The following is a 25,489-nucleotide window of genomic DNA, read 5'->3' on the forward strand; positions in this document are numbered from 1 at the left end:
TATGATAAAGCTGATCAATCTATCTTTGATATTGTCCCTTTTTTTTAGCCTGATAACCTCCAACCTTGTTGCTCAGCAGAATATGGCCAATGTGTATGGTAGGCGAACTCAATCATTAAATGGAAAGTGGGACGCTATTGTAGACTTATACGACCAGGGAAGAAAAAACCAAATCTATCTGAATAAAAAGGCCGAAAATAAGACTGATTTTTATGAATACGCTTTCGAGAATGGTCTCCGTTTAAATGTACCTTCGGATTGGAACAGTCAAATGCCTGAACTTAAATATTACGAAGGTACCATCTGGTATGGCCGCAAGTTCGATGTATTGAAAGAAAGTAACGAAAGGCTGTTCTTATATTTTGCTGCTGTAAATTACCGTTGTCGCATCTATCTCAATGGACAAGAGATTGCACAACATGAAGGTGGTTTTACTCCCTTTCAGATTGAAATAACGGATGCAGCTAAAGAAAACGATAATTTTTTGGCAGTTGAGGTAAATAATAGCCGGCAGGTTGATGCCATTCCGGCAATGGCCTTTGATTGGTGGAACTATGGCGGTATCACCCGAGATGTCTTTTTGGTAAGCACGCCAAAAGTTTTTATCGATGATTATTTTGTTCAATTGGACAAAACCAAAGCCGATAAAATCACTGCGAAGGTCAAACTTTCGGAAAAGATAGCCAATTCCTCGGTAACTATCGAAATACCGGAACTACAACTAAAACAAACGCTTAAAACAGATGCTCAGGGAGAAGTGAAAACTTCATTCCTATCGAGAGAAATCAAACGTTGGTCGCCTACTGCACCTAAACTGTATAACGTGAAGATTTCAACGCGCGATGATCAAATAGAAGAGGAAATAGGTTTTCGCAATATTTGGGTAAAAGGGGAAGATATCTTCCTGAATGACGAAGCTATTTTTCTCAAGTCCATTTCATTTCATGAGGAAATACCTCAGCGCAAAGGTCGTGCTTTTTCACAGGCAGATGCAGTGATGCTGCTTTCAGAAGCGAAAGCTTTGGGCTGTAATATGATTCGTTTGGCGCATTATCCACAAAATGAATACATCGTGAGAACGGCCGAAAAAATGGGTTTCTTGTTGTGGGAAGAAATTCCCATATGGCAGGGCATCGATTTTGAAAATGAATCGACCAAAGATAAAGCCGGTAAAATGATGCGGGAAATGGTTGCTCGAGACAAAAATCGTTGCGCACTCGCTTTTTGGGGGGTAGCCAATGAAACCCAACCGTCCGAGCCTAGAAATGCTTTTATCAGGCATTTGATTGCTACATGCAGAGCCGTTGACACGACCAGGCTTATAACCGCTGCTTTTGATCTTGTTCGTTTCAATAAGGAGAAGGAAACCTTTGTTATGGATGATCCTTTTACGAAAGAATTGGACGTCGTAGCTGTCAACAAATATTTAGGCTGGTACCATTCCTGGCCAGTTTCTCCTAATAAAGCAGTATGGGATGTGGCAAAAGGCCAGCCTTTAATTATTTCTGAATTTGGAGGCGAGGCGTTGTATGGCAAAACGGGCGAAAAGGATGTCGTCAGTTCATGGAGTGAAGATTACCAAGAGACTTTATACAAAAACAACCTCGAAATGTTTAAGCATATCCCAAACCTGCGCGGAACTTCACCCTGGGTGCTATTTGATTTCCGTTCGCCTTTCCGTTTTCATCCGACCAATCAAGATGGCTGGAACCGAAAAGGACTGGTGTCGGATCAAGGCTATCGCAAAAAAGCCTGGTATCTAATGAAGAATTATTATGAGAATAAATAGAACTTCAATCTTAGCGCTTCGAAAACAGCCCTTAAAGACAATTTCACACTGACAAAGGCTATTCGGCCTGGCGCGCACAGAATAGGTTGGTGAAGAGAATGAAAGTACATAAATAATCGAAATATAAAATGGACGAATACAAGATAAGTATATACAAATACGTTAAAATAATATGCCTACTGGGGTTTCTAGTGCAAGCAACCTTTTTAAAGGCGCAAGATGTCATCGATTTATCGGGTACTTGGGGCTTCCAAACTGACGTGATGGATTTTCGAAGGGGCTCCCTGTCTCCCCGCTATAATCACGGTTTACAAGGAACAATTAAACTTCCGGGTATTACCGACGATTATCAGATAGGATATCAAAATCCTTATAAATATATTGACCGTCTGACCCGAAAATACGAATACATGGGGCCGGCATGGTACCAACGCGATATCGATATTCCTGCTGACTGGAAGGGAAAAAAAATATTCCTATATTTTGAGCGCACCCACTGGTTAAGTTCAATTTTCGTAGATACCAAGGAAGTTAGCAGCATCGATTATGTGAGTGTGCCTCACAATCACGATCTGAGTACTTCCTTAAAACCCGGAAAAAAGCATCGTATTACCATTTGTATCGATAACCGATTTCAGTACAATACACATAAATGGAACCATGCACATACTGAATTTACGCAGATTAACTGGAACGGTATCTTGGGAGAAATGAAACTGCTGGCCATAGATCCGGTTTATGTGGAAGACCTTCAGGTATACCCAAATATCAACGATCAGTCCATAAAAGTAAAATTACGGATCAATAATGTAACAAAAAAAAAGGTAAAGGGAAAGGTTTCCTTTGCTATCGACGGAACAAACTACAGTCTTAAAAATGAAATTGCTTTGTTAAGTACCGATTCGGTCACGTATATAGAGACAAAAATTCCCTTAGGTAAACAGATTAAACTGTGGGATGAGTTTAACCCAAATATTTATCGGATTAACTGCCAGCTGAATACTTCCGACGGTAAAAATAGTTACCAGCATGAAAAAGCGACCACCTTTGGTATGCGTGAAGTAAAACAAGGAAAAAACCATGTCCTGCTCAATAATCATCCGATCCATTTAAGAGGCAATGTTGAAAATGCAGTGTTCCCAAAAACAGGGCATGCTCCGCTCGATGATGCCTCTTGGGAACGCATTATGATACTGATGAAGGACTACGGCATGAACCATTTACGTTTCCATTCTTGGTGCCCCCCGGCGGCGGCCTTTCGCATGGCAGACAAACATGGGATATATTTTGAAGTGGAAATGCCTATGTGGGGGAAAGACGCCGAACCCGATGAGGCCAGATATAACTTCTTCCGCCGTGAAATTAAAGCTATTTTGAAAGAATACGGCAACCATCCTTCGTTTGTTCTGTACTGCAACGGCAATGAAATTACAGGGAACTTCGACTTTATTGAGGAACTTACCGCCGAAGGCAGAAAAGCTGATCCTCGTCATCTTTATAGCGGTTCTACTGCACGGACAAGAGTTAAATCAGATCAATATTACGTGTCCCAGCAAACCAACAAAGGGGCTGTAAAGGTTTACGAAGGTCAACCGGGTGCTGATTGGGACAAGAATGCGGAGTCTGATGTAGATGTGCCCGTCATTTCACATGAGTCGGGACAACGTTGTATCTATCCAAATTTTGATGAAATAAAGAAATATGCCAACAGCCCCGTAGAGGCCCGTAATTTTGAAGTATTTAGCGATTTATTGCAAAAAAATGGCATGCTGGACCAGGCAAAGGATTTCTTCAGAGCATCTGGTGCGCTGACCGTGCTGGAGTACAAAGCCGTGATTGAAGCCCTGTTACGATCGGGTAAATCTGCCGGATTTCAGCTTTTGTCGATGAACGACTTTCCGGGACAAGGTTACGCACCCGTGGGGATATTCGATCCTTTTTGGGATTCGAAAGGATTGGTTACGGCAGAAAAATTCAGGGAGTTTTGCGCGCCAACAGTCGCTCTACTACGCTATAACAAAAGCAGTTTTTTCAACACAGAAACATTTAAGGGTAAAGCCGAGGTATATAACTTTAGCAATTCTGCACTTGAAAATGCGAAAATTAAATGGTGGTTGACTGATACCGCTGGTAACATATTGAAAAAGGGAACGCTGAAAAAGCAAACCATTGCCAACGAAAATGTATCGCCGGTAGGCGAATTTGAGATTTCCCTGAAAAACATCGGCACCCAAAAATTTACGGTTCATCTTGCGGTGAACGATAGCATTAAGAATAGCTGGGACATTTGGGTATATCCAAAGCATCAACATCTGATGCAATCTACAGCAAATGTGTTGTACACCGATGTCTACGATGATGTTGCAAAAAGGCAGTTGGCCCAGGGCAAAACCGTGGTTTTTTATCCTTCGCCAGACCAGGTAAAGGGTCGAAAATCAATGTTTCACAATCATTTTTGGAATCCCATTATGTTTGCATGGGCACCGATGACCATCGGCAACCTGGTCCATCATAAACAGGCCATGTTTAAGGATTTTCTTACTTCATACCATACCGATTGGCAATGGTGGGATATCCTAAACCATGCAAAAGTAATCGAAATGCAACATGCACCACAACAACTGCGTCCCTTTATACAGGTCATCGACAGTTACGACAACAACCAGAAATTGGGTATTGGTTTCGAAGCCAAAATGAACGGCGGGAAACTGCTAGTATTGGCATTGGATACCAAAAATGATATGGATAACCGTCCCGCTACCCAACAATTGTTGTACAGTATCGATAATTATGTAAAAAGTGAGAAATTCTCGCCGCAAGTGGCCGTAGAAGAGACCTTTATTCAGTCATTTTTAGAGAAATAAAAAGGATTAAACGATGATAAGAACAATGATATTGTCTATGATGACTTTTCTTTGGGGTCAGATCCTCATAGCACAGGAAATTATGTTAGAAGAGAAAGCATCCGTAAACCAGGTCTATAATAAGACTGTCGAGGCAGGAAATGCATTATCTTTTAATGATTTGGACATCGAATCGGGCTATGTACTTTATCAGACCGAGATAAACACTGATGCCGAAAGCGAAGAGCTGGAATTGGAAAACGTACGCGATTATGCCGTGGTCTATGTCGACGGTAAGGTGCAGGGTAGCCTGACAGATAAGAGTAAAAAACTAGCCATCAAAGCAAATCCAGGCAAACACTTGCTTCAACTTTATGTCGAGAATATTGGTCGGATCACTTACGGACCAGAAATTACAGATAATTCAAAAGGGCTATTTGGCACCATTACTTTAGATGGAAACGACCTTCAAGACTGGAAAATGATTCCCTTAACGGTGCGTAATTATCCACTCAAGGATTTGGTTTTTGAACAAAGACCAGCTAATGACAGCCCCGGTTTTTACAAAGGTCAGTTCGAACACAATCTGTCCGGAAACAAGTATCTTAATATGACAGGATGGGGAATGGGCGAGGTCTGGTTAAATAAAAAATATTTGGGATCTTACTGGGAGGAGGAAAAACAGCAGTCGATATTAATTCCTTCGGCGGATTTAATACCCGGAAAAAATGAACTTGTAATCTTCGAACTCAAAAATAATCAGCAAAAGAAGATAAGTTTGTCCCCAACGCCTGTTTTTAAGTAAATTGGTACTGTTGGCTTCGCATGGAGCTGAACAGCTGAAAAAGAGCTAAGGCCAGAATTTCGACGAAGCTCTTTGCCTAATAGTATGATAATCGAAGTTTATAGAACCACTGATCAACAATTAGCTTCAGGTATTTTGTTTGTAACTGGCACGCGTAAATCTTGGATTGAAATTTAAACAGCTTTAATAGCATCGGTAAATGAATAAATACAGTCTGATAATTTGTTTCCTCATTTTTTGGGGGCAATGTGTTCTCGGTATCGATCTTTCGAGGTATAGATTTCATTTGATGCCCGAAACTTCTTATTATGGCGGTATACAGAGCATCGCAAAAGATAGTTTAGGGCGTATTTGGTACACGGGACCCGATGCGCTCTTCATGTACGATGGCAACAGTTTTTATCAGTTAAATGATATCGCCTCTGCGATCAAACCAGCACAAAAATGGGGTTATGGTTCTTTAATTCGGGATAAAAAGGGAAATCTGTTTCTAGCTTCTGGGCAAGGCTTATTAAAATTCGATTACGAACGGTTTTCTTTTCATGTCGTGGTTCCCGGAATGATCCGTTCGCTTTGTGTACATAGCGATGGTCAGGTTTACATGCTGTCAGACAATAGCATACTACGCTATAATCCGCAAAATAAACTGACAGAAAGCTTTTTATTGCCCAAAAACAAGTCTTTCCAAAATATATTGAGTGCTAAAGATCACGTGTTTCTAAGCCAAGGCGCTGTTGTGTATCAAGTTGAAATGACGAAAAAACGCTTAATCCAGTTTGCGGATTTTGGTAGTACGACAAATCAGGTGAACGATGCGGTTGCGTATCGGGGCTTATATTACTTTTTAACACAGCGAGGGGGAATCCATGTAACGGATTTGACAGGTACCTTAAAACAGAAGATCCCGGTAAGCGTAGCGGGAAATTCATCTGTTTTAACCAAAAAACTTTATCTGGACCAAACCGGCATAATCTGGGTGGCTACACAGGCCGGATTATTTTTTTATGATCCCGCGACTGAAAGTAGCAGTGCCTTACGGATGAACCTGAACGATGCCTATTCATTACCTAATAACTCGATATGGACGATTTATCCAGACCCGGACCAAGGGGCCTGGATAGGTACTTACGGTGGTAAAATAGCTTATTGCTCGCTTTACGATTCCCGAGTTCGTTACTTCAAGCCCAGCCCAGGGGGACTCAATCACCCCATAGTCAGTAGTTTTCAGGAAGATCATCTGGGAAACATATGGATCGGTACCGAGGGGGGAAGCTTGAATTACTGGAATAGAAAAAAGGATCAGTTTACCCCCCTAGAAAAATCGCAGGGTAGTTCGTTAAGTCCCCATATGATTAAACGCCTGAAATTTGACCGAATGAGCAAAAAACTGTTGATTTCAGCCTATAACGGCGGTATTGGCAGTTATGATGTAGACAATCAGCATTTCAGCAGTTTCAATTTCCGCTCTCCGGAGAGCCAGCAACCACTCACCGTTTATGATTTTGTAAACGATAAGGAAGGCACCTGGTGGATGACAGATCCCGATAAATCATTTTTATATCGAAGAAAGCCTCAGGGTTCTATAGAGATGGTGAGCGTCCTTAATGCGCAGGGCAAAAAAATGGAACTCGAAGTCGAAGCATTATATGTGAATAACCAAGATCAGCTCTGTTTAATTAGCCATCAAGGATTTTTTGTTGTAAATCCCCATACCTTAAAGGTATTGAAGCACTACGTGCTCAAAGATGCTTCCTATTCAGCAAATTACCTGTGTAGTTATACAGCGACTTCAAATGGCGAAGTGTGGTTGGGAACATTGGGTAAAGGCGTAAATGTACTCAGAAGAGATGGGACATATGTCAACTATAGTGTAAATAACGGATTTCCGGCGAAAATGGTATTTGGCATACTAGAAGATGTTGCCACGAAAAATATCTGGTTAAGTACCAGTGATGGTCTTTTTTGTTTCAACTGGAAGTCCAGTAAATTTGAGAAAGCGAGATTTTATCAGGAAAATAACATTGGTTCATTTTATATTCATGCCGCTTACAAAACTTCCAGGGGTGAAATGCTGTTTGGTGGTACCAATGGATTTCTACTTTTCGATCCGGCGTACCTCAATAAAAATCTTCAAAAACCGAAAGTGTTTTTTACAGGATTTCTGGTCAACAATAAACTCGTGAAACCAGCGGATGGCTCATCAGTTTTAACGAAAGACATTGGTAGTCTTTCCAATCGAAAAGAAGACAAGATAAGACTCTCCAGTAGCCAGTCTAATGTAGAAATTAAGTTTTCGGCAAATAGTTATCTATCCGCAGAGAAAAACCAGTTCGCTTACCGGATGTTGGGGCTTGGTGAAGACTGGCAAATCAGTCATGCCAATCAGAAATCTGTACAGTTTCTCAATCTTCCAGGCGGAGATTATACCTTTGAAATCAAGGCTTCCAACAATGATGGGCTATGGGGCGATCAAATTTCACGATTATATATTCATGTCGATCCACCATTTTTCTTGTCGTGGTGGGCTTATTGCTGCTATGCAGCACTTGTTTCTGCTCTGCTCTTTTTCATAATGAGATATTACAGCAATAAAAGAGTGTTTAAAGAGCGATTAGCACTCGAGCGTTTAAAAGAACAGAATATGCAAGAGCTGAACCAGGCGCGTACCGACTTCTTTACCAATATCTCACACGATTTAAAAACACCGCTAACCTTGGTTTTACAGCCGCTTAAACAACTCAAAGACACTATTGTGGCCAATGATACCGCTTTGGTATACATGGATTTAATAGAGAAAAATGTATCCAGAATACAGCGGATGATTAGCCAATTGCTGCGCTTTCGCGAAATAGAAAGCCAAAAAATTACACTCAATCCGCAGGTTGGTGATTTTATCAATTTTGTAAGGGATCTATTTAGCTTATTTGAGCTCTATGCCAATAAAAAAGGTGTTGAAACCAATATTTCCGCGTACAAGGACAATTTATATGTTGCCTTTGATTACGATGTTATCGAAAAAATATTGACTAATCTGTTTTCCAATGCCCTAAAATATACACCAGATAATGGGTATGTGGGCGTACGTATCTATAGCGCAACAGCAGAAGAAAAAGAACGGTTTCCTTCGTTAAATCCGACGGAAATCGAATACATCTCCATTGAAGTTATAAATACCGGTGATTGTTTTTCTGAAGAACAGATCGCGATGCTTTACACTTCTTTCAACCGCTTATCTTCTCATCGGCCAACTTTTGAAGAAAGTTCAGGACTTGGACTTGCCATTGTGAAAGAACTGGTAGATGTGCTGGAGGGTAAAATATGGATGGTCAATAAGACCGATAAAATTTCATTTACCATTTCACTACCGTTAAGAAAACAGGCCGGGGCAGGCGATATGCAGCCTAACGTTTATGATTATACCGTTTCTGAAATCGACGATATTATCATGCAGGATACTGCAGCCCCAGAAACAAGATCGATCCCTATAAAAAAGACAGATAATATCCTGCTCATTGAAGATGACCAACAGCTGCGTGTTTACCTGGAGCAGCGTCTGGCCGAAAAATATAATGTGTACACGGCGAGTGATGGGGAAGAAGGCTTAATTAAAGCCGAAAAAATTTATCCGCAACTTATTATTACCGATTTGATCATGCCAAATCGCAATGGCTTGGAAGTATGCCGTAGCCTTAGACAAAATTTTAAGACTAGCCATATTCCTATTATTATGATTTCGGGTACGGGAGATGACAACCAGCATAAAATAAAAGCATTGGAATATGGCGCCAATGTGTTTATTGATAAACCGTTTCATGTCGACTATCTGTTGCAACAGACGGAAACCATTCTAAGAAATCAGCGGGAACTAAAAGAAAAATACAGCAAACACGTTCAGGTAGATCCCTCCAATGTAACCGTTACCTCCATGGACGAGGAACTGCTGATTAAGGCCATTCAGGTCATTGAAGAAAATATTGACAATGCCAGTTATTCCGTAGAAGATTTTGTGGCTGATATGAACGTAGGCAGAACCATTCTCTATCAAAAAATACATGATATTGTGGGAATGTCTATCAAAGAATTTATTTTGAATATGCGACTGAAAAGAAGTGCTTATCTGTTAGAAAAATCGGATTTGACGATAGCTGAAGTTGCTTACCAAACCGGGTTTAACAATGCCAAATACTTTAGCGTCTGTTTCAAAAAACAGTTTGAACTGAGCCCTTCAGAGTTTAAGAAAAAGGTTTCCAGTGGAAAGAAATAAAAATACAGCCAATAGTTTACCGATTTACCCTTTCAGATAGGAGGAAGGCAATTCTATATTTTTGAAATCCTAACGATCATGAAAATGACAATTTTTAGAAAAACGCTTCTGCTTACATATTGCTTTTGCTTGTTTAACGTAATGTATCTGACAGCGGCTGTCGCCCAAAAGGTAGATGAGACTTCGATCAGCCCCAATAAATACAAAAGTGGTTCCCAGTCAGAACGTATACAAAAAGCCATAAATGAAGCAAAAAAGTCGACTAGGAAAGTAGTGATCCCTAAATACGATGCGGTAACGAAAAAAAGTGTCTGGCTCATCGATCAGGCCATTTTGCTTCCGGGCGATTTTGAACTTGAATTGAATAACTGTACCATGAAGCTATCGGATAAATGCCGGGATAATTTTATTCGTTCGGCAAATGCAGGGTTGGCAATTAAAGATATAGCACCCACAAAGAATATCAAGATTATCGGAAAAGGAAATGTTCTTTTAGAAGGAGCTGATCATCCCAGAGCTACCGGTGACCATAATAAAATCTTGTCCTTAAATCCCAGCGGATTTGGACAATCTTATGGTACAGATGCAGGTAAGCCCGAAGAGAACCAAAAAGGTGGATGGCGGAACCACGCCATTATATTGGCTCACACTGATGTATTTGAGGTTAGCGGCATTACATTAAAGGATTATCATGGGCATGGACTGGTATTGGAACGCTGTACAAACGGTAAGGTAAGCGATATTACTTTTAACGTAAGGCAGGCCGTCACTGTTGATGGAGTAGACAAACAGATTTTGAATCAAGACGGCATGGGCGTACGTTTTGGCTGTAAAAATATTCTTATTGCAAATTGCAAAGGTAAAAGTGGTGACGACTTTATTAATATAGGATTAACAGACACCGGGGTGGGAGCAGGCGAAGAAAATGTCAATGTAGTCAGTGGTTCGATATATCGGGGCGAAATCGACAACATTTCAACTATTTATCTCCAGAACTGGCAGGACTTCTATTCAATTTCACACCGATCCATACGGATTATGCCTGTGGGTAAGCTCCGTATAAGTCATGTTTTTATCGAGAATATGGTCATCAGTCCGCTAGCACAACAAGGTTTGGTGGTCGAGTATGGCGAGCATGTGCAGGGCTTATTTGTACGAAATTTAATCAGTCATCAACCGATAAAAGCCAAAGGTATCTCGCAGGCCAGTTTCCGCGATATCATATATAAAGGTCAGGGTGAAGCTATCGATGTGCAACCAAGCGATACCGTTATCCTAGATCATCTAATGTGTATAAAAAACGAATAATAAAGCGCTTCTAACCTCCATTTTACAGCGAAAAACACATGTTTTTGCCTTTTGTACAAAATCAAACCATTTTCGTACAAAAACGAACCCTACGAATTGGTGATGATAATAGTTTTGTCTTAACCAATTTTAAAAAAGCAAAATATGTGTATGAAAATTCCTCCCGACCACGTGATTAGGCTCACGCAGGGTAATCCGAACTGACCTATTTTAAACTCATATTCTTTACGAGAAAGGGAAAGTAAAGAACGCAAGTAAATTTTAAACTAACCATTATAAATCAATGATACAAAAGATACATATCTGGCTCAGGAGCTGGATAATGAGTGCTACCCTATCGGTGGTGGCGACTAATTATGCTTATTCGCAAGCAACAGATCAAATAAATGTCAAAGGTCAGGTCACCAATGATGCAGGAGAAGGCCTTAAAGGTGTTTCGGTCATGATTAAAGGGGCGAAAACCGGTGTTCAGACAGATGCAAATGGCCGTTATACCATTCTGGCGCCACGCAGGGCTACGCTACTTTTTACCTACATCGGTTTCAATAGCCAGGAATTAGAGGTCAATCCATCAGGAATCATCAATGTGAAGATGTCAGGAAATAATGTCCTGGATCAGGTTGTGGTCGTAGGGTACGGTACAGCCAAGAAGAAAGATTTAACGGGAGGTTTGGCCGTGGTCGGAAAAGAGCAGTTAAGCATGGTATCTACCTCAAATCTGATGGATCGCTTGGTGGGGCAGGTGGCCGGTTTCTCCATTACGACCGGAGAAGCTGCACCCGGAGCGTCACAGACCCTGTTGATACGGGGTGAAAATTCGATATCGGCCAACAATAGTCCATTGATTATTTTAGATGGTATTCCCTACAGCGGATCCCTGGCAGATATCGATCCTAACAACGTCGAAAACCTTTCGATCTTAAAAGATGCCTCCGCTTCGGCTATCTACGGTTCGCGTGCGGCCAATGGGGTTATTCTGATACAAACAAAACGGGGGGCGTTGGGTAGAGCTCAGGTAAACTATAAAGGTTTGATCGGCATGGCCGAGCCTATGCAACGCATCAATGTCATGGGGCCAAATGAATATATCCGCTTTCAACAAGATATTGCCCGAATTAGGCAAGGCTATACTGGAGCGCTATTGGATCCTATCGCCGGGGATATTATTAGCGTAACAGAACGCGGTAATTATGCGAAAGGCATTACGAACAATTGGCAGGATTACGTCTTTCGAAAAGCCATGACCATGGATCATCAGCTGAGCATTTCAGGTGGTACAGAGAATACAAAATATATGGCTGCCCTTGCAGCTTTGGATCAAGAGGGTGTGGTATACAATTCTAAGTTGTCCCGTTTAAATATAACCACCAATGTGGACCAGACTTTTAATAAATGGTTAACCACTGGCGTTGGCCTGCAATATACCCGAAAAAGCGACGGTGGTATTACGCCAAATTTGGAACATGCCATAAAACAAAGTCCTTATGGAAGCTATAAAGACGAATCGGGGAAGTATGTGCCCGAGCCCATGGAGTATTCATTGATCGTCAATCCGATGCGCAACGTCAATGCGATTCAGGATAGGTATAATAACAACTTCTTTCTTTCGGGCTATGCTAATATTTTGCTGCCGGTGGAGGGGCTTTCCTTACGATCAAATTTTGGTTATAATTATCGGAACGGATTTACAGGAACCTATTACGGGCGCAACACCTTTGAAGGCCGGGATCAAGGTACGCAAGCCGGAGGTAGTGCTTCCATTAACAATTCCAACTATAACGATTATACCTGGGAAAATCTGCTCAAATACGAGCGGCAGATTGGCGATCATCGTTTTGATGTGACGGGTTTATTCAGTATGCAAAAAACGAAAAGCTGGTCAACAGCCCAGAGCGGAGCTGGTTTTGTAACCGATGACACCGAATACTTTATGATCGGTTCGGCCAGCCGTCTAGTTTCCAATAGTGCTTCGTTGTCAGAATCAGCTATGCTGTCGTATATGGGCAGGATAAATTATGCCTACAAAGGTAAATATCTATTAACCTTGACAGGACGTACAGACGGAGCCTCGGTATTTGGTATCAACAATAAATACGCATTCTTCCCTGTGGCAGCGGCAGCATGGCAAATTGGAGAAGAGCGTTTTCTGAAAGATAACGTCAAATGGCTGGACATGCTGAAAATCCGTCTTTCTTACGGTGCCAACGGTAACCAGGCGATTACACCCTACCGCACCTTAGACCGCCTATATTCCAATGTAAAATATATCTGGGGCGATGATGGTACTGCCGTTACGACAGCCTATTTGGCCGGTGATGGTGTGGGGAACCCTAATCTGAAATGGGAAACCACCTATTCGACCAACCTGGGGCTTGACTTTCAGTTGTTTAATAATAGATTGGGCGGTACTATTGATGCTTATCTCTCTAAAACGAAAGATTTACTGATGACCCGTACTGTACCTATCATGAATGGCTATAACCGAATTTGGGACAATATCGGCGCTACCCAAAATAAAGGTATTGAGGTCACCTTAAACTCGACGAACGTTAAAGGAGAAAATTTTCAATGGAATACGACCGCCGTGTTTTCCTTAAACCGCGATAAAATTGTCGAGTTAAGAGGGGATGGTATCGATGATATTGCCAATAACTGGTTTATTGGTCAGCCATTGAGAGTGTTCTACGATTATAAAATGATCGGTGTATGGCAGAATGGTGAAGCCATTACTGTTGATGGGGCAGCTCCCGGAGCCGCTAAATTGTACGATCGCGATGGCAATGGAAAAATAGAAGCCAGTGATCGGGTAGTCATCGGGTCTAAAAACCCACGCTACACTGCTTCTTTAGCCAACCGGTTTGCTTACAAAAATTTTTATGCATCAGCTTTAGTGACCGGTGTTTTTGATGTATGGCGCGATGATCACATGGCCAATCTAGGTGCTTGGACTTTTGGAATTACCAACTATGTACACGATGCCAATTATTGGACGCCGGAGAATCCTAATGCGACGATCGTTTCGCCGGGCTATCTCAATCCATTGGGACACGGCTATTATAAAAAGGTGAGCTACGTACAGGTGAAGAACATCACCTTTGGCTATAAGTTGCCACACAAAATTGCTAAAAAGGTAGGTGTAAATGGTATTGATGTAAATGTCAGCGTCAACAATCTCCATACGATTTCTAATATCAGGGAGGTACTCAATTACGACAACAGCTGGATGGCCTCTTATCCAACAGCACGATCGTACATGTTTGGCTTAAATGTAAACTTCTAATCGAATAGGACATGAAAATGAAAAATATTATCACAACAAGTTTGGGACTTATCGTATTGTTCACCTTAGGAGGCTGTAAGAAGTTTCTGGAGGAAGAACTGAAAACTGAACTGGCCCCCTCCAATACCTATACCAGCACCTACGGTTTCGAGGTGGGGAGCGCTGGTCTATATACGCTCACCCGTTCAGAATACAATACCTATGGCGAAGGTGGTGCTTTTATTCACAATGGTGCCTGTCCATACGAAGCCTTACAGGTCTCTACAGATATCGCCGATGCCATTAATAGCGATGGCTCTTTGACGGCTTTTGCAAACCTTACACTTACTGCTTCCGAGCGTTTTGTGGGTACTTACTGGAACTGGGCTTACAACCTCATTTCATCGGCAAACCTGATGCTGGTTTATTCCGAAAAAAATACCAATTGGGATACGCCGGAAGATAAAGCACGCTTCCAGGCTGAAGCCCGCTTCTTTCGGGCTTATGCTTACCGCACCTTGTTTTATCTCTACGGCGATGTACCTTATGTAGAAACCATTTTGTATGATTTTCAGCTTAATTTTACACGCACACCAAAAGCTGAAGTTATTGGACATATGGTAGACGACCTGAAGTTTGCCGTGGATAACCTGCCTACCAATCCAGACGGCGTCAAAGAAGGAAAGCTGACCAAATGGGCAGCGAGCCACTTACTGAGCGAGATCTATCTGCTGCAGGGCAATCATGCCGAAGCCGAAAAAGCCGCATTGGCGGTCATCAATAGCGGTTATTATAACCTGATGAAAAACAGATACGGCGTGAATAGCAGCAAACCAGGCGATGTATTCAGCGATTTATTTCTGGAAAATAATCAAAATAGAAAAAGCGGCAATAAAGAAAGTATCTGGGTATTGCAGTTCCAGTTTAACACGATCGGCGGTGGTACCAATTCAGATGACTGGACCCGCCGGGCTTGGATACCCAATTACTCGACCATTACGGGATTTGTTTTGGCTGACACCTTGGGCGGTCGTGGTATCGCACAATTAGTGCCTATGAAGTGGTGGGTAGGTACTACAGGTACCAATGCTACAGGCAATGTCGCTGGTATTTTCGAAGCAAATGATATCCGTAATTCAGGTTATAACATTAAACGCAACTGGTACTACAACAACGCGAATGAGACCTCGCTATACGGTAAAAAAGCCAATATTACCGAGCAGACCTGGTTTACGACAAAAAGCTTATTTCCAGCGATTACAAAATTCTTTTACGGACGTACTGAAAATTTAAGTTTGACCGGTAGTTATAAAGATCGTATGAAATTCCGTTTGGCTGAAACCTATCTGTTGCTTGCTGAAGCCTATTTGGGACAAAATATGCCAGATAAAGCCGCGCAAGCCGTCAACGAGGTGCGGAAAAGAGCCGGAGCATCCGAAATCACGGGCGCACAGATGAATATGGATTTCCTGCTCGATGAGCGTATCCGCGAATTAGTTGGCGAAGAAAGCAGAAGGTTTACCTTGGTGCGCACTAATACCTTGGTAGAGCGTGTTAAAAAGTATAATAACGCGATAAGGGATAAAATTACGGACAACAATATCTTATGGCCTATTCCACAGGTGATCAGGGATGCCAATACAGGGGCGCCGTTCCCGCAGAACCCAGGTTATAATTAATGGTAGCGGGAAGCTGTACGAATAGCATTTGAATTTTCGGCAGCTTCCCAACCCGATAACAAACAGCAGCGACGCCAGTCAGGCGCATGATTCTATCCAAACGTTAGCAAAAATATAAATCAATGAAAATCATCAATTATTTATACAAAACCTTATTTTTCTTAAGCATGGTACTTTGCCAGTTATCCTGCAAACAGGAAATTCAGGATATACCCAAAGTCAATGAAACGATGGCCCTTCAGCCTTCGTCGGAAAACATTACGTTGGACGAGGTCAATTTGACCAAAGATATTGTCACATTTAACTGGAAGCCCGCCAGGGCGCAGTTAGATGATCATTTGGTCAGTTACAGTACCATGTTGGATGTGGTGGGAAATAATTTTGGGACTGGTACAGCCATATTCAATTATGAAGACGATAATGTATTCAGCAGAAGCTTTACTTCCGAGCAATTGCAAAATTGGGCAAACGAAAAGTGGGGCATACCCGCAAATAAGAGCTTTACGCTGGAGTTTAGAGTGGTCGCCCAATGGGAGGGCGGTGCTACTTTTGAGGCACCCGAAGTACGTACCGTAAGAATTACAGTAAATCCGATCAAGGCGGTTGTTTTTGATGCCGATAAAGTGTTCTTGAGCGGAAGTGCCGTTGGCGGAAACAAGGTGGAGATGCCAAAAACACTGGAAAATTTGGATCAGTATGCCTATGTCTTGAATTTGCAGCCGGGCGAACTCGAAATTCCGGTAGAATTTAACGGTGAGACCAATTACGTCGTTACTTCCGATGGAAGCACCTCATTAAGCGATGGGAATGCTGTTGGTATTAAGATGAGGGAACGTGTGTTCTCCTGGAAAATAGAAACTGCTGGAGAATACCGTGTCGTGGTCAACATGCAAAAGGCCACAGCAACAATCTATTCACCGACAAAAATGCTTGCAGCAAAGACCGTGACCTGGACAGGTGATCAACCTTATACGACAACGGTGACAGATTTATGGATGCACGGAAGTATCAATGGCTGGGGAACTCCGGTTAAAATGGATTGCCAAGTAAGTTTGGCCGATCCGCAAGTTTTGGTTTATACCGGTGGTAAAGTAGGGACTACGAAGTTTATCGTGACTGGAGATAACAGTAATAACAAAAACCTGGCTTACGCATTTAGTGCTCCGCTCACGTCTGCGGGGGTGGCCCAGACCTTGACGCTCACTCTGGGAAAAGTAACTGAACTGGGCGGGGGCAATTCGAGTGCAAATCGCAATTCTTATTTCACTATCCCGGCGACGACCAATGTGCTGATTTTTGATTTAAGAAATATGACGATTCTGGCGTTAAAACGGTAAGCAACCGTATCCAAACGCATAAATTAACTTTAACATTTTTGAAAGTGAAAAATATAAATTACAAAAAAGCCTGTTTCAAAGCATTTACTGTTATGCTTTGCTTTCTAGCAGTGTCATGTAAGAAAGAAGGCGCCGATACTGAAAGAGCACTGTCGGGCACCTTGGTGAAGCCCAGTTACAACAGGAGTGCCATGTTTCGTAACCCTTTAAATGGTTGGGTCATGTATGCCTCAGCTTCGGGCAATCCCTCTTATTGGGACACCCAATTCTATGTACCTGACTTAGGTAAAACGGTCAAAGCAATTGACTATGCATCTGCCTGTTATATCCGTACCAGCTGGCGAACTTTTAATCCTGTAGATGGCGTATATGCCTGGAGGGATCCCAGCACCGCAATCTATAAAATGATCAAAGGGGCACAAGATAAAGGATTGCCAATCGCCTTTCGTATCGTGGTCGACGGTCGCGATCAAGGAGCAAATACGCCGCAGTTTGTTTTTGATGCAGGCGCCAAGTATTATGTGGCCAATGCATCTTTTCCGGACAGAAAAACGCCGGTGCTGCAAGACCCTGTTTTTAGGAAATATTATAGCAAGCTGATCGAAGAATTAGCTAAGGATTTTAATGATTTAAATAAAACATCCTTTGTAGATGCCTATGGACTCGGATTGTGGGGCGAGGGGCACAGTGTAATATATGAAGATCCCAATAACCCCTCTGGTCAAAATATTGAGGCCATCAAAGAAGAAGTCGTCGATTGGATTTCGGATGTTTATTCAAAGAATTTTACAAAGGTCCCCTTGCTAATCAATTATCATCGCGTAGTTGGCGACCCAGCGGGCAATGGAGCTCCAAATCCGAATTCGGAGAAGTTGTTGAATAAGATGATCAGCAAAGGATACAGCCTGCGTCAGGATGCCTTTGGAATGACCGATTATTATCAAAGCTGGGAGAAAAATTTTGCTAAGGTTTGGAATTTTAAACGTCCGATTATTATGGAAGGCGGTTGGATTACCACAGGTACCCATCGCTACTGGACTGACTCAAGTGGTAAATATAGGGAAAACCATCCCGAAGATGTTCGGCAGGGCGAATTTGACAGCTCTTTGGAAGCCGCTGTAAACATGATGGATTTCCGTATCGGTGAAATTGAAAGCTGGTTCACCAAGTCCTTTACATTATGCCAACGTTTTATTTCTGAAGGTGGTTATCGTTTATATCCCGATCGGGTCTATTTACCGGAGAAAGTCAATACCGGTACCGAAACGACGATTAACCATCGCTGGCGGAATATGGGCTGGGGGTATTTTCCGAACAATATTCCCCAATGGAACTATAAATATAAGGTAGCTTTTGCACTGCTGGATGAAGAAAATAAGGTGAAAGAAGTTTTTGTAGATGATAAAGGAGAACCTTCAACCTGGCTTAAGAATAATCCAATAGCGTACGAATTAAAAGCCAAGGTTGGCCTTCCCGCTGGAAACTATACTTGGGCCATTGCTATTATCGATACCTCAAATGAAAACCAGCCGGGCATAAAACTTGCCGTAAATGGTGATGTGACCAATACCGGATGGTTAAAACTATTGAAGGTGCAGGTACAATAAAATTAAGCAGAGATTGTTAGAAACAGCTATCAAATGATTGATTGGTAGCTGTTTTCCATTAAGGATTTTTGAATTGCATGTAAGCAGCTGAAATTGCACACATGTCAAAGAAGGTAAGCATTGATAAATCTTTTGGAATAGGCCGACATCAACGCATGACTACATAGCGAGGCCTAAGCCCCGCTATGTTTTAGCAATTATAATTCGAATGAAATATAATTTGCAGACTATATTCCTAATTCACCATGGGCAAGCATATGTCTGTAAATTGTTCTGCAGTTGTCGAAGAATCCTGAACAGGAATTTTCGACATAGGTTTGCGAAGTGAAAGTGTCAATCACTTGGCCACTACTATTGTAGACAGTTAGCGTATAAACACACTTTGTTAAAAACTTTGCATTGTTTTCCTTTGTTAATTCGGCAACTTCAACTTTGTTTGTGTTTTCAGTTGCTGCGGAAGTACTTGTTTTTACTTCTGCATTTTCTTTTGGTGCTTTTGTCTCCGTGCCTGCAAAAGCCGCTGTCGATAGCGCAGCTACGGCTATCAGACTCATCAATAACTTTTTCATTGTTTTTAAGTTTTTTTGTTAAACCATATATGCCTTTTGAGCATGTTGTAATTATCTATTAATAAAAATAAGGACATGGAAATTGACTGACGTAAACGATTGGTATTCGCGAGGGTTTATCTATTATTCGCGCTGACTTATTCGATATTAGTTTATCCGGTAAAATCGAGAGCTAGTTGGTCAAGTAACTTCAATAGCCTTACTTCATGTAATAATAGCGATCCAATCTACTTGGACAGCTCTGTTTTTTTATAAGGCGACTGAGCTCGTAATTATGGATATTAATGTTAATTTTATATGAAATTAACATCTGTTAGGTTAATTTGCATCAATTAAATATACCGAATTCATGATCGTTGGACTGAAACATATTTCCATATCAATGGACGATTTTCTCTTATTACAAGCTGGAGATCAGTCTATTTTTGGTATTGTGTTCAATTATTATCAGCCGATTATTTATTTTAAAGTCAGACAACTCTGCAAAAGTGACAGTGATGCGGAGGAGGTCACACAGGAAGTTTTTATTGAATTTTATTTAAAAAGAATGCAGCTCTCCGGTCCGGAAGCCATTTTTCCCTTTCTATTTGCTATTTCAAAGAGAATGGCCATATCCAATTTCCGTAAATCGCTGGTCCGATCCAACTATCTGCAGTCGCTTCAGCACAGTTGGCCTGAAAGTTCTTTTTCGCTCCAGGAAGAATTGGATGGCAAAGAGCTACAGGTCATCTTAGAATCTATTATTGCACAATTGCCTCCACAGCAGCAGGCAGTTTACCGGCGGAGCAAGTTTGAAGATCAATCTTATCAGGAAATTGCCGATGAAGAAGGGCTCTCCAAAAATACCGTGCGTAATCACCTCAGTCTCGCCTCAAAATTTGTCCGGTTCAAGCTGGATAAAATCCTGTCCATCTTTTTTTTCTAAGCAACTCGGGTTGCCACCTCTTTTCCTGTAGTTGTAATTAGCCATCTCAGGGGGCTAAAAAGTTAGGTCGCCTAAAATCCGTAAAAAAAAATTTTTTCTATTGGTACTTTTTCCGGCTTCGTGCGATTATGTAGTTGAAATCGATCCAAAGGAATGAACCAAATTGAACAATACAGCCAATTAATACGTAAATATCTTGCTGATCAAGCCAGCAAAGAAGAACAGGAACTGCTTGTAGGATTAATGGATGATCCTGCATTTCTGCAGGCTTGGGAGAAAGTCTGGCGAGAGAACTCGTACCCTGCAAAGCCCGCAACATACCCCGATCCACATCGGATGATGGAAAATATATTAGCCGATCCGAGATTAGCAACACCTGCATCTACGTACCAAAGAACTACAGATGGACATTTTAATTTCAGGAGTAGATGGTGGCAGGTGGCGGCAATCTTTCTTGCGTTCTGCGTAGCCGTGCTATGGGGCTACTACAACTTTTATACCGTGGATATGCAGCCAAAAGAGCAGCTGTCTACGGTGTCGATCGTACCGGGTTCTGATAAAGCCATAATCATTCTTGAAGATGGAAAACAGATCGACCTCAGTTTGCTCCATGCGGATACAGTCCTTGACCAAGGCGAATATTTGATCACCAAAGATAATAAAGGTCAAATCAGTTATAAGCTCAAAGACATGTTGTCACCAACAAATAACATCGTCTACAATACGGTCGTAACCCCTAGAGGTGGAGAGTATACATTAAAGATGGCCGACGGAAGTCTTGTGCAGCTCAATGCAGGCAGTAAGATCAAATATCCTGTAAAATTTGATGCGAAGTTGCGGTCGGTGCAGCTCGAAGGTGAAGCCTATTTTGAAGTGGCTAAAATGGACAATAAAGGCAAACGGGTACCTTTTATCGTGCAAAGTGGAGCACAGACACTCGAGGTTCTTGGAACACATTTTAACATCAGGAGTTTTGGGGATCAAATCGTTACCACGTTGGTAGAAGGAAAAGTCAAGCTATCTTTTGGCGATGCTGCCTTGAAAGAACAGGTCCTAGCGCCCAATGACCAGGTCGTTTTTGATAAAAGCCGCAAGAGCGTGAAAAAGGAACAAGTGGATCCGTTCTATAGTCTTGCCTGGAAAAATGGAAATTTTGCTTTTGATAATGCATCCATTCAAACGGTCATGGACGAGGTAGCACGCTGGTATGATGTCGAGATCAGTTACCAAGATCAGCTGCAGGGACAGCACTTCTCCGGGACAATCTCCCGCTATGAAAATATCGATAAATTGTTGAAAACAATTTCTCTCGCCGGTGGCGTACATTTCGAACGTAAAGGAAGGAGGATATATGTGCTAAACTAACGCTGATGAGAAGGGAAGCATATATAACAATCAGGAGCGCGCCAACGCCCCTGAAAGTTTTGTCTTTTTCTCGACATGGATGAATAGTAAAACCGTTAAATTTTATCTCAACCGAATGCAATTTAATAAAAAAAAATTGATCGGACCGACCCAATTATGTCAGGTAAGATCCCAGAAAATACCAATTTCTATGAAATTGTCATTAGCAATTCCTCTCTTATTCGCAGCCAATTTGCAGCTGCATGCATTTTCTTTTGGCCAGACCGTCAATCTGAAGCGGAATAATGTGAAAGTGAGTGCTGTCTTGAAAGAACTGCAGAAGCAAAGCGGATACAATATTTTTTACAACGAATCGCTGATCGCAAAAGACGACCGTATCAGCGTGAGCTACCACAATATTTCTTTTGAAGAAGCCTTGAAAGATCTATTGGCCCAGTTGCAGTTATCTTATGTCAAAGCGGATAAAAATATTGTCTTGAATAAACAAGTGGATCAGCCCGTTCGCCAGGTATCGGTTACGGAGGCTCCGCAGCTGTACCCGGTCAAAGGATTTGTCAAAGACGATCAGGGCCGACCGTTGGACAATGTTACTATCAGTGAAAAAGGCAAAAAGGAGAAAACACTCAGTCGGGAGGATGGCAGCTTTCAGATCCAGGTCAGCAGCCCGGATGCCATACTTGTATTTACGATGGTTGGCTATCAGCCGCTGGAAATAGCGCTGGCAAAGCAGTCGACATTGCATGTGACCATGAAGCCGGCTATCAATGCAATGGAAGAAGTTGTCGTCGTGGGCTACGGTGTACAGAAAAGAGCCAATCTGACGGGAGCTGTGTCGCAGGTCAATGCGGATGATATCGCGCTGCGTCCAAGTGCAAATATTGCAGGTACACTCCAGGGACTTATGCCGGGCTTGAATATACAGCTCAACAGCGGTGATCCATCCAAAACACCCGATATCAATGTGCGGGGATTCAATTCCATCAATGAGGGCGGCCCGCTGGTATTGATCGACGGGATCGAAGGGAATATCACACGGGTTAATCCCAACGATATTGAAAGTGTTTCTGTCCTGAAAGATGCTGCTTCGGCGGCCATTTATGGAGCCCGTGGTGCTTTTGGAGTCATCTTGGTCACCACCAAAAAAGGAAAGGCAGGAACAGTTAAGGTCGATTATGTCAATAATTTTGCCTGGACTACACCCGCCTCCCGTACCGACTATATCTCCGATCCCTATGTCTATGGTAAAACAGTAGATGCCGCACTGTATGGTTATAACGGCAGTTCCTATACACGTTACAATGCAATGGACTGGGACGCAATTAAAATGGTGGCTGCAGGTGAGATTGCGCCCTTTCATGAGAAACAGACAGACGGAACCTATAAATTTTTCTATAAGACCAACTGGTGGGATTACCTATTTAAAAAATATCAGCCCTCCAACTTCCATAATATCGCCATTTCAGGTGGCAGTGAAAAGTTGAAAGCCTATCTCTCTGGACGTGTATTCAAACGGGAAACGATCAACAATATCAATGACGATGCGAATATGGATCGCCAGAATATAAAATCCAATTTGGTATTCACGCCCAACAGCTGGTTGGAAATTTCAAACAATACGCAGTTCATCAACGAAAAGGATAAAGAATATGGGGGGTACAGTAATGGTCTGGGGGGACTTTGGAGCACGACGACCTGGTATAATCTAATGCCTTTTTACCCCAATTTTGTCGATGGTATTCCAACGGATATCGGTGTGGGTACTGGCGGTCAGGGAGCCAATGCAGGGCTGGAATCCGGAAAAAGCTGGGAGGTACGCAATAGTGAAGAGTTTACCAATACCTTCCGTGTCCTGCTCAAGCCAATGAAAGGCCTACAGGTAAATTTTGATTATAGCAACCGTATCGAAAACTTTTCACGGAGCACACGCCTCAACCCCTTTAGTTACTATTCGGGCAACAAGCTCAATTATACGACAGCAGGGCTCAACCGTCTGACAGAATACCGCTGGAAAGACAAATATAACGCGATGAACCTGTTTGCGACCTACGAAAAAAGTGTGGCGCAAAAACATCAGTTCAAATTATTGGTAGGCTACAATCAGGAATCCTTTGACCGGGACCGTATCGCCGGGGCCATGGACGACCTGCTGATCGAAGATCTATCCAACCTGGCGCTGGGGACTTCCATGTATAGCCTGAGTGGAACAGCTGAAAATTGGGCTATTCAGGGTGTATTTGGCCGTTTTAATTATGCCTACGATAATAAATACCTGCTGGAAATAAATTCACGGTATGATGGTTCGTCACGCTTTCCAAGCGGGAGCCGATGGGGATTTTTTCCCTCCGTCTCATTAGGCTGGCAGCTAGATCGTGAGCACTTCTGGGAATCGATCAAAGGCAGTATACCTACCTTAAAACTCAGAGCTTCTTATGGCAAGCTCGGCAACCAGACTGTAGGTGTCAATACCTTTAAAGAATTGATGACGGTGCAGCAGTTGGCTTGGCTAAATGGAGGCTCCCGTCTTATCGGGGCGAGTACACCGGCACCGTTGCCGAATGTCGTCACCTGGGAACGGACCAAAAGCATTGACTTTGGCGTTGATCTTGGGCTGATCCAGAACAAGCTAAATATCAACTTTGACTGGTATCAGAAGGATGTTGAAGGCATGTATCTTCCGGGGCAGCCACTTCCAGCGGTATTTGGAGCTAATGAACCGCGTGAAAACTATGCTGCTTTGCGCAATAAAGGTTTTGAAGTGGGGGTAAGCTACCAGGATAAATTTGACCTTGCCGGCTCACCCTTTCGTTTCAACATCGCCGCAAATACCACTAATTTTAAAGGGATCATTACGAAATATAATAATCCACAAGGCTTGTTGAGCTCCTATTACGAAGGACAGGTGCTAGGGCAGATCTGGGGATACCATATCGACGGACAGTTTCAGTCCGATGCGGAGGCATTGAGCTACCAGAATAGTTTCCAGGATCCACAATTGTCCCTCTCCAAAGTATATAATGATATTCTGAGTGTGTCGCAAAATAGTGAATGGAATATGTTGCGCGGCGGCGATGTGAAATACGTGGATCTCAATGGTGATGGACGCATCGACAAAGGCGATAATACGCTTGCCAACCACGGTGATATTAAACCCATTGGTAATGCCATGCCGAAATTTCCATTTGGAATCAATATGAGTGCTTCCTGGAATAATTTTGATCTCTCGGCAGCCTTTGCTGGTGTTGCCAAACAGGATTGGTACCCGACAGGAGATTTATACTGGGGTTCCTACCAGCGCCCATATCTTTCCTTTGTACGCAAAGACTTGGTAGATAATGCATGGACGCCGGACAATAAAGGGAACAGGTATCCACAGATCTATCGGGGATACTCGTCGCTGCAGAGTGGAAGGTCGCTGTACGAATTGAACGACTATTACCTGACCAATGTTGGGTTCCTACGGATGAAAAATTTTACGTTGGGATACACCTTACCGCAGAAATGGACAAGGCGCTATAAAGTTGAAAAATTACGGTTTTACTTCAGCGGCGAGAATCTGTTGACCTGGAACTTTGGCCATCTGACGAAGTATATAGATCCCGAACAAGCAGGTGCAATGATCAATTATAATTCGCCTGCAAGTGCCAATGATCCTGCGGATTCCTCGGAGCGGGGACTGCTACGGGACTATCCCATGGGTAAAACTTATTCTTTTGGTTTAATGCTTACGCTTTAATACTTG

General features: G+C 42.4%; 13 protein-coding genes. 12 read left to right on the forward strand and 1 reads right to left on the reverse strand.

The annotated features are described in order from the left end of the window. The first annotated feature begins 1 nt into the window (after window position 1). The 9 genes from B4Z90_RS11345 to B4Z90_RS11385 all read left to right on the forward strand — a co-directional run bounded on the left by B4Z90_RS11345 (window position 2) and on the right by B4Z90_RS11385 (window position 18,891). The gene (locus tag B4Z90_RS11345; protein ID WP_070566383.1) at window positions 2-1,789 is read left to right on the forward strand and encodes a glycoside hydrolase family 2 protein; all 1,788 of its coding nucleotides are present in this window, start codon (window positions 2-4) and stop codon (window positions 1,787-1,789) included. Window positions 1,790-1,917: 128 nt separating this feature from the next. Next, complete coding sequence (locus tag B4Z90_RS11350) at window positions 1,918-4,653, forward strand: sugar-binding domain-containing protein (protein ID WP_286802252.1); 2,736 nt, start codon at window positions 1,918-1,920, stop codon at window positions 4,651-4,653. Window positions 4,654-4,666: 13 nt separating this feature from the next. Beyond that, a complete protein-coding gene (locus B4Z90_RS11355) occupies window positions 4,667-5,437 on the forward strand; it encodes a hypothetical protein (RefSeq protein ID WP_115049816.1) in 771 nt (256 codons plus the stop codon). 199 nt (window positions 5,438-5,636) lie between these two features. After that, window positions 5,637-9,701 carry a hybrid sensor histidine kinase/response regulator transcription factor gene (locus tag B4Z90_RS11360; protein ID WP_286709357.1) on the forward strand — a complete coding sequence of 1,355 codons (4,065 nt, stop codon included), beginning with the start codon at window positions 5,637-5,639 and terminating at the stop codon, window positions 9,699-9,701. Window positions 9,702-9,842: 141 nt separating this feature from the next. Further along, on the forward strand, window positions 9,843-11,009 hold the full coding sequence (locus B4Z90_RS11365; protein ID WP_070566372.1) for a glycosyl hydrolase family 28 protein: 1,167 nt from the start codon (window positions 9,843-9,845) through the stop codon (window positions 11,007-11,009). 283 nt (window positions 11,010-11,292) lie between these two features. After that, on the forward strand, window positions 11,293-14,289 hold the full coding sequence (locus B4Z90_RS11370; RefSeq protein WP_070566370.1) for a SusC/RagA family TonB-linked outer membrane protein: 2,997 nt from the start codon (window positions 11,293-11,295) through the stop codon (window positions 14,287-14,289). 17 nt (window positions 14,290-14,306) lie between these two features. Next, on the forward strand, window positions 14,307-15,947 hold the full coding sequence (locus tag B4Z90_RS11375; RefSeq protein ID WP_286802253.1) for a RagB/SusD family nutrient uptake outer membrane protein: 1,641 nt from the start codon (window positions 14,307-14,309) through the stop codon (window positions 15,945-15,947). 122 nt (window positions 15,948-16,069) lie between these two features. After that, the gene (locus B4Z90_RS11380) at window positions 16,070-17,284 is read left to right on the forward strand and encodes a SusE domain-containing protein (protein WP_070566367.1); all 1,215 of its coding nucleotides are present in this window, start codon (window positions 16,070-16,072) and stop codon (window positions 17,282-17,284) included. Window positions 17,285-17,328: 44 nt separating this feature from the next. Further along, window positions 17,329-18,891, forward strand: a complete 1,563-nt coding sequence (locus B4Z90_RS11385; protein ID WP_254667712.1) for a DUF4832 domain-containing protein — start codon at window positions 17,329-17,331, stop codon at window positions 18,889-18,891. A gap of 227 nt (window positions 18,892-19,118) precedes the next feature. Here the strand turns inward: B4Z90_RS11385 and B4Z90_RS11390 are convergent, their stop codons facing one another. Continuing rightward, window positions 19,119-19,460, reverse strand: a complete 342-nt coding sequence (locus B4Z90_RS11390; protein WP_070566365.1) for a hypothetical protein — start codon at window positions 19,458-19,460, stop codon at window positions 19,119-19,121. 349 nt (window positions 19,461-19,809) lie between these two features. Here B4Z90_RS11390 and B4Z90_RS11395 point away from each other — a divergent pair, with 349 nt between their 5' ends. From B4Z90_RS11395 to B4Z90_RS11405, 3 genes are all read left to right on the forward strand, one after another. After that, a complete protein-coding gene (locus tag B4Z90_RS11395; RefSeq protein ID WP_070566363.1) occupies window positions 19,810-20,385 on the forward strand; it encodes an RNA polymerase sigma factor in 576 nt (191 codons plus the stop codon). Window positions 20,386-20,538: 153 nt separating this feature from the next. Next, window positions 20,539-21,750, forward strand: a complete 1,212-nt coding sequence (locus B4Z90_RS11400) for a FecR family protein (protein WP_070566361.1) — start codon at window positions 20,539-20,541, stop codon at window positions 21,748-21,750. A 190-nt stretch (window positions 21,751-21,940) separates the two neighbouring features. Beyond that, entirely contained in the window at window positions 21,941-25,483 is a 3,543-nt protein-coding gene (locus B4Z90_RS11405) for a TonB-dependent receptor (RefSeq protein WP_139144995.1), read from the forward strand. Window positions 25,484-25,489 lie beyond the last annotated feature (6 nt).

It is taken from the genome of Sphingobacterium sp. UBA5639 (genome assembly GCF_002421245.1).
Classification (GTDB): domain Bacteria; phylum Bacteroidota; class Bacteroidia; order Sphingobacteriales; family Sphingobacteriaceae; genus Sphingobacterium; species Sphingobacterium multivorum.